We start from the raw sequence: 13,622 nt of genomic DNA on the forward strand, positions 1-13,622 counted from the left end.
CGGCGTCTCGAACCGATTCACCGAAAAAACCATTGTAGTAGCCGCGGTTGATGAGAGCGATGAGCTACGAGACACTCGACGTGACGATCGACGACGGAATCGCGACTGTCAGACTCGCGAACGAACCAGTCAACGCGATCAGTCAGGAGGTGCGCTACGAACTCGCCGACGTACTCGACGAACTCCGAGACGACCGAGTCCGCGTCGGCGTCTTCGCGGGCGCAGACGACGTGTTCTCGGTCGGAGCCGACATCAGTCTGTTTGAGGAGGCCCAGCAGTGGACGACACAGGAGTTTCGGTCGAACTCGCGAGTGCTGGGACGGGTGTTTAGCGGGATCGAGGAGTTGGAGAAACCAGTGATCGCCGCCGTCGACGGCACCTGCGTCGGCGGCGGTCTCGAACTCGCACTCGCCTGCGACGTCCGCATCGCGAACTCCGACGCGACGTTCGGATTCCCCGAGCACAACATCGGTCTCATCCCCGGTCTCGGCGGTTGTTCGCGGTTCGTCCAGACGGTCGGTGCGGGGACGGCGAAGGACCTCATCTTCACGGGCGAACTGTTCGACGGGGAGCGGGCCCACGAGTTGGGCGTCGTCGAGCGACTCGCGGACGACCCGTCGACCGCGGCGCAGGAGTACGCCGCGGACCTGCTCGAGCAGCCGCCACAGGCGCTCGGTCTCGCCAAGCGAGTTATCAACACCGCTCGGGACACCGACCTCCGGACTGCGGGCGTCGTCGAGTCACTCGCGCAGAGTACGCTCATCAAGACAGAAGACCACGCGAAGGGGCTCCGCGCGTTTCGCGAGAAGCGAGATCCCGAGTTCGAAGGGAAGTAGCGCTCGGACGCTCAGACACTCTTCGTCGGCAGACGACGTAGCCTCGGAGCGACGGCGACGTCCGATGGCCGAGTCGGTGGACCCCGGACGGCGACCCTGCCCAGTCCGTGTGGACTGTTTACACGCTCCGAAATCAGAGCTGTGTACGGTTCTTTGCGGTTCGCTACGTGACGATCGCAGCCAGCCCGGTCGGTCGCGCGTGTCATACGGAAGCGAAGAGACGTCGACGAGTCGACGAGACGTTTACGCATGTGGAAAACGCTCGGAGAGAGCGAGTCGTCCGAGCGAACGGGTAAATCGAAGTCGACGCCGCACAGTCGTGTCGCGTGAGGTGCCGAGAAGTTCGGTCGGTCAGCTGTGGCGTCACTCGAACCGCCCCGTCCGCTTGTACTCCTGTCCGACCTGGAGGTAGTGTTCGTACACCAGATCGATCTCGTCGCGCTGGGCGTCGCTCAGCGGCCGCGTCTCCGCCGGGACGCCGTAAGCGAGATGCCCCTCCGGGACGGTCTGACCCTGTCGGACGAGACTCCCCGCCGCGACGAGGCAGTTCGCTTCGACCGTTGCCCCCTGGAGTACCGCGCTGTTGATGCCGACCAACGAGTGTTCGCCGACGGTGGCGTAGTCGACGACGGCGCTGTGACCGATCGACACCTTGTCTCTGAGGGTCGCACCGTGGAGCATTGTGAACTCCTGGACGTTACATTCGTCGCCGACGGTCGTCGGGACGCCCTCCTCGTCACCCCGCAGACAGACGAACGGCCAGAGGCTAGATCGCTCGCCGACCGTGACGTCGCCGATGAGATAGGCCATCTTGGAGACGAACGCCGAGTCGGCCACTGTCGGTGTCGCTCCGTAGATCGACTCTTGCATGTACGGTCTCTTGTCGACTACCCACATGATTCTTCCGCCGGTCGTGACGCGAGGCGTACTCGAGGTGTCGAGCGAGCAGGAGTCGATATCACGACACAAAAAGTTAAGTCCGCCCCTGTACCGTGTAGAGGTATGCGAGTCACTGTGTTAGGCGCAGGTACCATGGGTCACGGCATCGCGCAGGTCAGCGCGATGGCCGGCCACGAGGTAGTGCTTCGTGACCTCGAGTCGGAGTTGGTGGCGGACGGCATCGACGCCATCCGAGCGAACCTGGAAGGCGGCGTCGAACGAGAGAAGCTCTCCCGAGCGGAGATGTCCGCGACGCTCGATCGGATCGCCGGCGAGACCGATCTCCAGACGGCAGTCGACGGGGCCGACCTCGTGGTCGAGGCGGTGCCGGAGAAACTCGACCTGAAGCGGAGCGTCCTGTCGGAGGCTGAAGAGTGTCTCGACGAGCACGCCGTGCTCGCGACGAACACCTCGTCGCTCTCCGTGACGGAACTGGCGAGCGCACTCGATCGGCCCGACCGGTTCGTCGGCCTCCACTTCTTCAATCCGGTTCACATCATGTCTCTCGTCGAGGTCATCGTCGCCGAGCGGACGGACGACGAGACGCGCGAGTTCGCCACCGACTACGTCGACAGCATCGAGAAGACGCCAGTTGTCGTCCGCGACGCACCGGGGTTCGCCTCGTCGAGACTCGGCGTTACGCTCGGCGTCGAGGCGATCCGGATGGTCGAAGAAGGTGTCGCTTCGCCGCAGGACATCGACAACGCGATGGAACTCGGCTACAACCACCCGATGGGGCCGCTCGAACTGACGGACGTCGTCGGGCTGGACGTCCGTCTCGACATCCTCGAATACCTCCGCGAGGAGCTCGGCGAGCGATTCAAGCCGCCGCAGTTGCTTAAGCGCAAGGTACGGGCCGGCAAGAACGGAAAGAAGTCCGGCGAGGGGTTCTACGTCTGGGAGGACGGCGAACCGGTCGCGACGAGCGGCGAGTGGAGTGACCGATGACAGACGACCCGGAAACCGTGTTGGCGGCCGACTACGAGACGATCCGCGTCGATCGCGACGGCGGCATCGCCACGGTCACGATCGACCGGCCGGACGCTCGCAACGCGTTGAACGCGACAGTTCGTGAGGAGCTGACCACCGTCATGCGGGCCATCGAAGAGTCCGACAGTCGCGTCGCCGTCATCACCGGCTCCGATGAGTGCAACGCGTTCGTCGCTGGTGCAGACGTGAGCGAACTTCGCGAACGAGGGATACTCGAACAGCGGCGCGCAAGCGAGCGGCCCCGGGTGTACGAGGTCGTCGCAGAACTCAAGACGCCGGTCGTCGCTCACGTCAACGGTCACGCACTCGGCGGCGGTCTCGAGTTGGCGACCGCCTGTGACGTCCGCATCGCACAGACCGGCGCGAAACTCGGCCAACCGGAGATCAATCTGGGGCTCATCCCCGGCGGCGGCGGGACGCAGCGTCTGCCCCGACTCGTCGGCGAGGGACAGGCGATGAGACTCGTCCTCTCCGGCGAACTCGTCGACGCCGAGGAGGCCGCAGACATCGGTCTCGTCGACGAGATCTGTCCAGCCGACGAGATCGGAGAGCGAATGGACGCGCTGACCGAGTCGATCGCCGCGAAGAGTCCGGTCGCACTCGAGTTCGCGAAGGAGAGCGTCCGCGCGGCCTCGCGGATGGGGCTCGACGAGGGGATCGACTACGAGGCGGAGCTGTTCGTCCAGCTGTTCGCCACCAACGACAAGGACGAGGGGATCGACGCCTTCTTCGAGGGACGCGACCCCGAGTGGAGCGGCCGGTGAACGCCGCTGTCGGCTCCGAACGGTCGTCGACCGGATGTTGATCCGACGGTCGACCTTCTAGTAACGGGTGCAAAGCACACACCCGACCGGCCGCTGTCGTACGGTGGGTATGGAGACAGTTACACGAGCGACTCTAGTCTCGTCCGAGGCGCTTATCCGAACAGAGCAGTGTAAACGCAGCTGTTTACAGTCGTACGTTCGCTCTCCCGCCGTTCGTGAGCCGGGTGCTACTCGTACATCAACTTCAACTCGACCTCGTTGGATGCGGTGGTGACGAGTTCGACGACGTGTTCTCGGTACGACTCCTGCTGCATTCGAGCGCTGGGGGAAGCGATCGCGATCGCTCCGTGCACCCGGTCGCCGGTGACGACGGGTGCTGCCACCGCAGCGACCCCCTCTGCCATCTCGTGTTCGTTGATCGCGTATCCTCGTTCGCGTATCTCGGCGAGTTCGTCGGCGAGTTCCTCAACCGTCGAGATCGTCTCCGGGGTCTGCTGTGGAAGCCCGTGTCGGTCGACGATCTCCTGGACGTGATCCTCTGACGAGAAGGCCAACATTGCCTTACCCGAGGCTAGACAGTGCATGTACTCGTGTTTCCCGACTCGTTCGTGGCTCTTGATAGACTGCCCACCGCGCTCCTCCGCGAGGTACACCGCTTTCCCGCCCTGTTCTATGGTCAACCACACAGCTGCACCGCTCTCGTCTGCCAACTGTCGGAGCGTCTCCGACGACTTCGAGAATATCGAAAACTGTCGACGAGCGAAGGTGCCGTGGTCCAAGAATCGAGGGGTGAGCGTGTAGCTCCCATCGTCGTTGGCGACATATTCGAGGTGGACGAGCGTCGAAAGGTAGTCGTACAACGTGCTCTCTGCCATCTCAACCTCGTCCGAGAGTTCAGTGAACGTTGGGGAGTCTAACGCCTGGATAGTGTTGATTAGTTCGAACACCCTCACTGCCGTCTTGATGCTTCGGGCCGGGGGGTCGGTCTCTCCCATACACGTACCATGAGAATTGATGTCATAAGGGTTTCTCATCGATGCCACCCCTAGAGCGAGACATATTCATTACAGTTTTAGAGTTGTAACGGTTGAATTCAGGCGTCGAGGAGATAGCGCGAGGTCTCCGAATCTCGAGGTGTCGAGAAGATTCTAAAACGAATAGATAGTTTGAACTATTGGAAACTAAAAGTGTGTACAATCGACTTAGAACGATTCTTACCCGCTTTTATCGAGTTTGAAGACTTCGAACGGAAAGGGGGAGAAGAGATTCAACTCTCTATGTGTTGTTTCTTTTTCGAGGGTGACCCTGGGAGACGATACCGCCTGGTTTCTGATATACCGAAACCACTCGGTCCGGAGGTTGGACAGCGGAGCGAAACGGAGACGGGTGGTGTCCGTACGCAGGCCGTAGTACGTTCCTGTCTTGCGCTCTCACCTCGCGTGAGCGGGAAGCGTCGGCCGGACACGTGAGCGATGCCGCCTGCGGCGACGAGGGGAGCAGCGGTACTGAGAACGGTTCGTCGGTGCGGCGGAAGGTCGGCTACCACTCTCGTGACCTCCAGTCGAAAAGCCGATTTCGGGTCGAACTCGCAATCGCCCTCAGTTCTCTTCGCTTTTTGACGTTACCGGCAAGCCGATTACGGACGGTCGCGTAGGTGAACATCTGGAGAAGACATGACACAGACGCCCCTCGTTCCAGCAACCGCTCGAATCGGACGTACCGCGCTCGTCGTCGGGGATCTCGACGAGATGATCGAATTCTATCGAGAGGTAGTCGGTCTGGCGGTTCACGAACGAGACGGATCGACAGCGACGCTGGGCGTCGACGGGACACCGTTGCTCGTCCTGCAGCGAGACGAAGACGCACCGCCCAGAAGTTCGGAACAAGCAGGACTGTTCCACAACGCGTTCGCAGTCCCGTCGCGGGCCGCGTTGGGCGCCGCTCTCGAACGGATCCGCGATCGGTGGGAGCTAGACGGGGCGTCCGACCACTACGTGAGCGAGGCCCTGTATCTCACCGATCCCGAGGGCAACGGCGTCGAGATTTACACCGATCGGCCATCGGAGGAGTGGCCGCGTGCAGACGACGGGCGAGTCCGGATCGGGACGGTGCCGCTCGACCTCGATAACGTCGCTGCGGCGTCGGACGGGGCCGAAGCAGCACCAGCGGGAACCACGATCGGCCACGTCCACCTCGACGTGTCGTCGCTCGAGGTCGCACGTGAGTTCTACGTCGAGACGCTGGGACTACGCGTGCAGACGGAGACACAGTCGGCACTGTTCGTCGCCGCCGGAGACTACCACCATCACCTCGGGCTGAACACGTGGGGTGATCGATCACAACCGGCCGGAGGCCGTGGACTAGCGTGGTTCGAACTCGTCGTCCCAGACGAAGACAGTCTCGGGACGGTTCGCCGCCGCCTCGCCGACGCCGACGTCTCTGTCGACGACGTCGAGGGGGACGTCGAGATAACCGACCCGGACGGTGTCACCATCCGCGTACGCGCGGAGTGAGTTGGACGAATCGCCGCCGGACGGTCGGGCTGGCGAGGAGCTGTTACCTACTAACTAGTTAGTCAACTGTGGACTGGTCCGTCTCACCGAAACGACCCTGGCTCGCAGCGGTTGCCACGGGGGCGGTCACTTCTCCCTTCGACGGTGGCGTCGTGCCCTCGGGTGGCTGGCAGCGCTGGTAGTAGCCAGCCTCCTCTTCGCCGGTCCGGCGACAGTCGACGCACTCACCGCTGGAGAGACAGTGAGTTCGATCGCGATCACACGGACGACAGTCACCACGGATGGCCAGCCGACCACCTGTCTGAACTGCAGCAAGGAGCTCGCCTCGGAGCTCGAGTTCTGTCACTAGTGTGCGTCGGACGTTCGGGACCCGACCGCGACGGCCGGAGAAGCGAACGTCGAGCGAACGCGGAGAGAGTAGCGGCGACTCACGGGCCGAGTCGCGGCTGGGGCTCAGTCGGGCGGTTCGGACAGCAACATCGCGTCGACGTACTCGGAGGCAGTCCGTCTCGCCGTCGCGAGCGCCTCGTCGTCCAAGACGACCGAACGGGTCCGAGCGCCGTCGACAATGGTCATCAGCGCTCGTGTCACGTGGTCGGCGTCGACGTCGTTGAACACACCCTCGTCGATACCGTGGTTGATCACCGCCTTGAGCATGTATCTGATGTAGTCGTCGTTCTGTCGGAACCGATTCCGGAACGTCTCCTTGTACGGCGCCTGACTCCGCATCTCGAGCATCGCGACGAGGAGGTCCAGATTTTCTTCGGGCATGACGAGAAGTTTGTCGAGGAGGAGATTCAGCCGCTGTTCGGGGTCAGTCGTCTCGACGTTACGGATCGAGTCGACGAACCGTTCGAGGAGGTAGTCGAGGAACGCGACGAGGAGGTCGTCCTTCGTGTCGTAGTGGTAGTGGACTGCGGCGGTCGATTTGCCGTACTCGTCGGCGATCCGTTTGATTGTCAGATCGGCGTAACCGTAGTTCCGAAGCGCCCGATAGGTAGCTTGCATAATCGCTTCGGTCGGTTCCGAGCGACCCCGTTCCGTTGGATCGGCCATCGTACAGTGAGATTACCGAGAGAGGGATAACAGTTGTGACCAGGTAGTTGAACGCTGCCGCGAACCCCTCGGACTGTTCGAGAGGATCGTCGCTGAAACGGTTCAGTGTCGACTCGTAGCGGTTCTCTTCCCCCTCAAAACTCGCTAACTGAATAGTTAGGGTCTTAAGTATACGGGCGGTCACCGCAGAGCGAGCTGAGTGCCGAACAGCGCCGTTACCACAGGCTCTTCGAGAGTCTGTCGCCGATCCAGAAGAGCACCAAGAACGGCAGGAGCGGGACGAGAAGTACGAGTAAGGGAGCGGCGATCAGGTAACCGATCAGACTCATCTCGCGGTTCGAGAAGTCGCTTCGGGGTGGGTTCACTGCTCTTGCCATACGTGGTAATAAACAAATCACTGTTAAAAACTAACTGGTTAGTAAGTTACCCGTCGTCGGGTCGGACAGTGACTAGAGCCAGGTCGTTAATTAGCCAGATTTCAGGACGGTACTCTACGTGGTTCGACCAGCCCAGGGACCGCCTTCACGCGACCGTGAACGGCCTCAGGGTCAAGTGGTCCGAGACGGCTCTGCCGTCTCGTCATCACTAGAAGTCGAAAGCTTCTGGTTAGCAGCCAGAATCCAGAGGATTCTGGCCACATCACGAGAGAGCTTTGCCCTCTCGAATGGCCCTGAGGCATTCGCCTTGACTCCTCTGTAGACACTTCACGTGACCGTAGACACTGGTCGGGTATCTCGACCTGTTCGGATCTCTCGATTCGTCTCCCGGGGTCGCATCGGTCTGTGAGCCGATTCCTTTCGGCTTCGCTTGGGTCTTTGATCGAGCGTTTGGCGTCCTCCGGCGACGGTTCGGCCGTTAGAGCGACATTCGGCAGCGGATCGACGAATGGAGATAGCTAGTCAGTAAGGGGGCCGGCGAGTGGACCGAAAGAACAGAACGAAACCGGGCGACGTCTACTGAGGGTTAGGTGCCGGACACGAACCAGAGTTAGACACGTTCTCCGTCGAGACGTTCGAATCGCCGAGGATCGTCTCTTGGCCGGCGACGTTGACGGTGGTGTCGGCGATGGTCGCGTCGTCGGAGTTCTCGAGCGCGATGCCGTCGCGGTCACCCGTCAGTTGAAGACAGCAGTTTCGGACGACGGAGCCGTCACGGTTAGTGATCTGGACGGCCGGATCGGAACCGGTTGAGGAGCCAGTGACGCTGACGCCGTCGAGTTCGACGTTCCACGGTTTCGCGGCGGTGTCGCCGAGGCGGGGGTCGGTGGGGTCGTCGATGCGGACAGCGGCGACGTCGTCGGCCTCCAGCTCGAAGCGACTGTTTCTGATAGCCATCTCGCCGGCAGAGCCGTCGACCCAGACGGCCGCGGTGGTCTTCGAGGGAGCAGCCCGATAGACGAAGTTGCAGTCTTCGATGGAGCCACCCTTCTCGCCGCGTGAACCCGTCTCCCACATGATACCGTGGGGGTTGATGAGTTCGCCACCGTTGGCGTCGGGCGTCGCTTCGGTGTCGACGACGAAGTCACAGCCCTTGACGTGGCAACCCTCACCGCCGATGCGCAGCGACGTCTGGTTGTTGTTCTTGAACGTGCAGTTCTCGACTTTTACGTCCCCTGGGCATCGCCGCGCGTAGATCGCGTTCGTCCCCGTGTTCTCGATGTGCGAGTTCCGAACGACGAGTTCGCCGACGTGTTTCTTGCCCAGCCAGATACAGCCCTCGTTGGAGTCGTTCCCGAGATGACCGTGAGAAGTGATGTCCGTCGGCCCCTTCCGAACGAGACCATCGACGACGGCCGTCCCGTCTTCGTCGAGCACCTGCGGGCTGAGATTGTCGACCGCGCCGTTGCCTGCCGTCGGGTTGAATCCGACGAACTCGACGTCCTGCACGCGGAGTTTGTCGTTCGCCTTCAACAGGAGTCCCAGACTCCCTTCCTTCTCATCGCCGTAGTCGAACGCGACGTTCTCGACGAGGAGGCCCGTTCCGCCACCGACGCGGAGGACGAACTGTGAGGCCCCCGAGTCGGAGACGAACCGGACGTCCGAGGGGTTCTCGCCGAGTCCTCTAATCCCCCAGTTGTTCAGTTCTCCCTCGGCGTGCTCGTCTTCGACGTAGTAGGTGCCCGGTGGGAACTCCACGAGCGTGTTCTCGTCGTCGAGCGTCCCCTGAAGCGCACTGTCGATGGGTTCGTTCCCCTCGGGGTCCATTCCGAGGTCGTCGACGGCGTTTACGACCGTCTCGAACTGGATGCCGTGGCGCTCTGTCGCGGCCGCGGCGGTCCCGCTGGTAGCTGCCGTTCCGAGGCCAGCGACTGCGGCTGCTGCCCCCATCTTCAGAACGTCACGTCGCTCTAGCAGCGACCCGTCAGTATTGCCTTGCTGTTCCGTCTGCGAATCTGTACGTTTGCCATCACGTTCTGCCTCGTCAAACATTCTGTGAGGACGATTGAAGAAGATAATTATAGCTCTTATGATTTAGAGTGTATTTACTAGACATTTGTGCGCCTAAGATACCAGAAGTTGACAGAATGATAAATAAATCCGAGATAAAAGATTTGCAGAATGACTGACGAGGCCGGAGGACAGTTCCAGTAGCGACACTTCAGAGTCGGAGTGTCCCGAGAGTACGTGAGGACGAAGCCCGGGGACAGAGAGTTATGTTGGTGGAGGTGAAAGATAAACTGTATGTCACTCCTCGAAGATAGAACAGCGGTGATTACGGGAGCGGCGAGTGGTAACGGGCGGGCCATCGCGGAACTGTTTGCCGAACACGGTGCGTCGGTGGTCGTCGCCGACATCCGCGAGGAGCCACGTGAAGGTGGCGAGCCGACGCACACCCACATCGAGGCCCAGGGCGGTGAGGCGACGTTCGTCGAGTGTGACGTCACCGACTACGACGACTGCGTCGCGGCCGTCGAGGCGGCCGAACAGTTCGGTGGAGTCGACGTGATGGTGAACAACGCGGGGATCGTCGGACCACAGGTTCCACTCGTCGACCTAGATATGGCCGAGTACCGCACGCTCGTGCGAGTGAACCTCGACGGCGTCTTCCACGGGTCGAAGGCAGCGGCGCTGGCGATGGTGGAGCAGGGTGACGGCGGAAGTATCGTCAACATGTCGAGCGTCGCTGGGATGGCGGGGTACGGAGGTATCACGGCGTACTCGGCGTCGAAAGGCGGTGTCCGCCTGTTTTCGTACGCCTTGGCGAGCGAGTTGGGACCGGACGGCATCCGCGTCAACGTCGTCCATCCAGGGGTCATCGAGACGGCGATGACGACCGAGGACTCGCCGATCGTCGGGACCGACGAGGGAGAGCAGCTGAAGTCGACACTGCCGCTGCGCCGCTTCGGTACACCCGAAGACGTCGCCGGGGTGTGTCTCTTCCTCGCGAGCGATCTCTCGTCGTACGTGACGGCGGAGTCGATCGTCGTCGACGGCGGCGACCTGAACAGCGCGTAACCGATCGACGATACGTCGCCTGAAGACGGCGGTGTTCTTTCGTTGTTCAGTACTCCCCTCACCCCCCACGTTTCCGACGTTCTCGAGCGTAGTGACGCCCTGTGTTACCGCACCAACCTCCACCCCTCACCCCCCACGTTTCCGACGTTCTCGAGCGTAGTGACGCCCTGTGTTACCGCACCAACCTCCACCCCCCACACCCCACGTTTCCGACGTTCTCGAGCGTAGTGACGCCCTGTGTTACCGCACCAACCTCCACCCCCCACACCCCACGTTTCCGACGTTCTCGAGACGGACTCCCGAGATCGATCTCGTCCTTCGCTCGATTTCTCCCCCCCCCCCACCCCCCACGTTTCCGACGTTAATCGTGAGAGGGAGCATCGGAAAATGTGAGAGAAGCTTCGGAATCGATGAAACAGGCCGAAAACACGAGAGAGATCTTGGAACAAGGGGAAGGATTGGAGAATAGCCAGAAAACAGTTAGAGCGCAGTTAGAGCACAGTTAGAGAGCGATTTCTGGAACCTGCGGTAAAACTGTCAAAAACTGCATAGGACAAGACTATCAAAGGAGACACATCATAACGAAAGAAGATGATGAAACGGAAGCAGTAAAGGAAAACGATGGAGGAAAATGTCGACTCGATAGGTAACCCCCACCCCACGTTTCCGACGTTCTGGCACTCGAATGAGATCCGTCCTCTTTCGAGCGGCGGTTTAGACCTCTTCGAGACGACGCGATTCTATCCCCACTCCACTTCTACTACTTTTCACTCACTTCTCTCACTAAGTTGGCGGACTGTTTCATCCCAGTTGTAATAATAGTTTCCCCGGCAATAGTTCTCCACAACGACTCTCGTGCAGTAGAAACGTCGGAAACGTGGGGTGGGGGTGTCGGGATAAAACGTCGGAAGCCTGGTTCGTTTACTGTCCGACGGTACAAGCACAAAACAGCCCCTACGAGAGCTCTACTCTCGAGTTACGTCGGAAACGTGGGGGGTTCTCTCCGAGAACGACGGAAACGAGCCACTCTCTACGATATAACCCTATTCCTGCGATCACCTGGCGTACAGCGACTGTCACCGCCGATAAACGACGGAAACACGGGTTGGCGAGAACCTATAGTTTTAAGATTGTCGTCTGTAACCACCTGAGCATGGAAGATGGCTCGTCCGAGGATGAAGAGAACTCGTCCGCGGATCAGTCCGAGTCCGCAGACGACGCGATCACTGGACCCGCAGACACTACTGGACCCGCAGACAAGTCAGCGTCCGAATCCGCGGGTAACCCGACTCCCAAGTCCGAAGACCGGCCGACGTCTAAATCTGCGGATGATCGGACGCCCGCAGACCAGCCCGCGTCCGAACTGCCGGACCGATCCGAAGATCAGTCCACGTCAGAACACCAGTCCGCGTCAGAACATCAGTCCGCATCCGAACATCAGCGTACCTCTCGAGACGACGAGCAGATCAACATCGCACAGGAGATCTTCTCCCAGCAGGAGGATCCGATCTTCGCAAACAAGAGTTTGCTCGAGATCAGCCACATCCCGAGTTTCGATCGTATCGTCGGCCGAGACGAAGAGATCCGGAAGTTGTCGGAGGAACTCCGCGGTGCGGTGCAAGGGTACTCGCCCGAGAACGTGATCATCTACGGGAAAACGGGGACCGGAAAGTCGCTCGTCTCGAAGTACGTCTCGTCTCAGGCGGTCAACAACGCTCACGAGGACGTCAAGATCGGGTTCCAGTACCTCGACTGTTCGACCGACAACACCGAGACACAGGCGGCGTCGACGCTCGCACGCTCGTTCAACGACTCGATGAAGACAGGGTTCGAGATTCCGGAACGGGGTCTCTCGACGGCAGCCTACTACAAGCGTCTCTGGCGGACACTCGAGTCACTCTACGACGTCGTCATTATCATCCTCGACGAGGCCGACATGATGGCCGACGACGACCTCCTGATGAAACTCTCCCGTGCGGGCGAGTCGGGGAACACCGACTGCCGAATCGGTGTAATCGCAATCTCGAACAAGATCGAGTGGGCCGACGACCTCAACGAACGCGTCAAGAGCAGCCTGCAGCCAAAGGAACTCTCGTTTCATCCCTACGACGCAGACCAACTCGAGGAGATCCTCCAGCATCGACGTGACGCGTTCAAACCCAACGTTCTCGAAGAGGGGGTGATTCCGCTGTGTGCAGCGTACGCAGCGTCGGACTTCGGTGATGCGCGCAAAGCGATCGACATTCTCAGACACGCAGGAAACATCGCCTACGAGCGCAACGCCAACCACGTTACCGAGCAACACGTCAAAGACGCGCGGACTAAGGCCGAGAAAGATCGATTCAAAGAACTCATCGAAGGTATCCCACAGCAGGCGAAAGCATCGTTGCTCGCGCTCGCGATCTTATCGCTGAACTCCGAACAAGAGGAGTTCCCGACACAGTTGGTCTATCGACAGTACCAGAACATCTGTGACAACATCGGACAGGACGTCCGTTCCGAGCGACGCTTCCGGGACATCCTCAAAGAGTTGGCCTTCCTCGGGATCGTCGACAACCGAAAGGAGAACCTCGGTCGGTCGGGCGGGATCACCCTGCTGAACCGCCTCGTCGAGGAACCGGAGATCGTCTACGAGATCATTCGCGACGATACTCGCTTCGAATCGCTCACGGACCACCTCTCGAGCTCGTAACCCTGCTTGGAGTCGAGCCCCGAGTCACTCACCTCGATTCTCGATAAACGAGGTAGTCACAACCTTCGAGGTAGTTACAACCCTTGATGTGCTCTCGTAACCGGTTCTCGTCGTCCACCGACCGGCCTCAACCCCCACGACCAGACGCCTCCCGGACCCCTCGTTTCCGACGTTCTTGTCGGGTCGACCATGGATGGGTGAAGTACCTCGGGGACAAGCCCCGAGGCTTCACCGCTTTGGGTCTGCACCACACCCGCAGGCGAATTTAATTCCCCTCGACCTTCCCTGATGGGTCGGCTGAAATTAACACCCGAACGCCCGATGCGTCCGTGAGGGTCGGCGGCTCCACCCCGCCCGACAGCACCCGTCTCACCTGC

Annotated in this window: 11 protein-coding genes; 6 read left to right on the top strand and 5 right to left on the bottom strand. The window is 60.7% G+C overall.

Going from position 1 to position 13,622, the window contains the following annotated elements:
- The first annotated feature begins 59 nt into the window (after nt 1-59).
- Nucleotides 60-836 carry an enoyl-CoA hydratase/isomerase family protein gene (locus EOHIBHHM_RS24200; RefSeq protein WP_497259402.1) on the top strand — a complete coding sequence of 259 codons (777 nt, stop codon included), beginning with the start codon at nt 60-62 and terminating at the stop codon, nt 834-836.
- Nucleotides 837-1,199: 363 nt separating this feature from the next.
- Here the strand turns inward: EOHIBHHM_RS24200 and EOHIBHHM_RS24205 are convergent, their stop codons facing one another.
- Nucleotides 1,200-1,706 carry a gamma carbonic anhydrase family protein gene (locus tag EOHIBHHM_RS24205; RefSeq protein ID WP_497259404.1) on the bottom strand — a complete coding sequence of 169 codons (507 nt, stop codon included), beginning with the start codon at nt 1,704-1,706 and terminating at the stop codon, nt 1,200-1,202.
- 132 nt (nt 1,707-1,838) lie between these two features.
- On the opposite strand from EOHIBHHM_RS24205, the gene EOHIBHHM_RS24210 reads away from it, so the two are divergent.
- A complete protein-coding gene (locus EOHIBHHM_RS24210; protein ID WP_497259406.1) occupies nt 1,839-2,723 on the top strand; it encodes a 3-hydroxyacyl-CoA dehydrogenase family protein in 885 nt (294 codons plus the stop codon).
- On the top strand, nt 2,720-3,529 hold the full coding sequence (locus EOHIBHHM_RS24215; protein ID WP_497259408.1) for an enoyl-CoA hydratase/isomerase family protein: 810 nt from the start codon (nt 2,720-2,722) through the stop codon (nt 3,527-3,529). Before EOHIBHHM_RS24210 ends, EOHIBHHM_RS24215 begins: the two co-directional genes overlap by 4 nt.
- A 227-nt stretch (nt 3,530-3,756) precedes the next feature.
- Here the strand turns inward: EOHIBHHM_RS24215 and EOHIBHHM_RS24220 are convergent, their stop codons facing one another.
- On the bottom strand, nt 3,757-4,524 hold the full coding sequence (locus EOHIBHHM_RS24220; RefSeq protein ID WP_497259410.1) for an IclR family transcriptional regulator: 768 nt from the start codon (nt 4,522-4,524) through the stop codon (nt 3,757-3,759).
- A gap of 678 nt (nt 4,525-5,202) precedes the next feature.
- Here EOHIBHHM_RS24220 and EOHIBHHM_RS24225 point away from each other — a divergent pair.
- The gene (locus EOHIBHHM_RS24225; RefSeq protein WP_497259412.1) at nt 5,203-6,042 is read left to right on the top strand and encodes a VOC family protein; all 840 of its coding nucleotides are present in this window, start codon (nt 5,203-5,205) and stop codon (nt 6,040-6,042) included.
- Between the two features lie 453 nt (nt 6,043-6,495).
- Here the strand turns inward: EOHIBHHM_RS24225 and EOHIBHHM_RS24230 are convergent, their stop codons facing one another.
- The 3 genes from EOHIBHHM_RS24230 to EOHIBHHM_RS24240 all read right to left on the bottom strand — a co-directional run bounded on the left by EOHIBHHM_RS24230 (nt 6,496) and on the right by EOHIBHHM_RS24240 (nt 9,527).
- Nucleotides 6,496-7,098, bottom strand: a complete 603-nt coding sequence (locus tag EOHIBHHM_RS24230; RefSeq protein WP_497259414.1) for a TetR/AcrR family transcriptional regulator — start codon at nt 7,096-7,098, stop codon at nt 6,496-6,498.
- A 215-nt stretch (nt 7,099-7,313) separates the two neighbouring features.
- On the bottom strand, nt 7,314-7,475 hold the full coding sequence (locus EOHIBHHM_RS24235; protein ID WP_497259416.1) for a DUF7535 family protein: 162 nt from the start codon (nt 7,473-7,475) through the stop codon (nt 7,314-7,316).
- Nucleotides 7,476-8,051: 576 nt separating this feature from the next.
- Nucleotides 8,052-9,527, bottom strand: a complete 1,476-nt coding sequence (locus EOHIBHHM_RS24240; RefSeq protein ID WP_497259418.1) for a right-handed parallel beta-helix repeat-containing protein — start codon at nt 9,525-9,527, stop codon at nt 8,052-8,054.
- A 252-nt stretch (nt 9,528-9,779) separates the two neighbouring features.
- On the opposite strand from EOHIBHHM_RS24240, the gene EOHIBHHM_RS24245 reads away from it, so the two are divergent.
- Complete coding sequence (locus tag EOHIBHHM_RS24245; RefSeq protein WP_497259420.1) at nt 9,780-10,553, top strand: SDR family oxidoreductase; 774 nt, start codon at nt 9,780-9,782, stop codon at nt 10,551-10,553.
- Nucleotides 10,554-11,706: 1,153 nt separating this feature from the next.
- On the top strand, nt 11,707-13,245 hold the full coding sequence (locus EOHIBHHM_RS24250) for a Cdc6/Cdc18 family protein (protein ID WP_497259422.1): 1,539 nt from the start codon (nt 11,707-11,709) through the stop codon (nt 13,243-13,245).
- The last annotated feature ends 377 nt before the right edge of the window (nt 13,246-13,622 follow it).

The sequence above is a fragment of the Halogranum roseipondis genome (assembly GCF_059695585.1).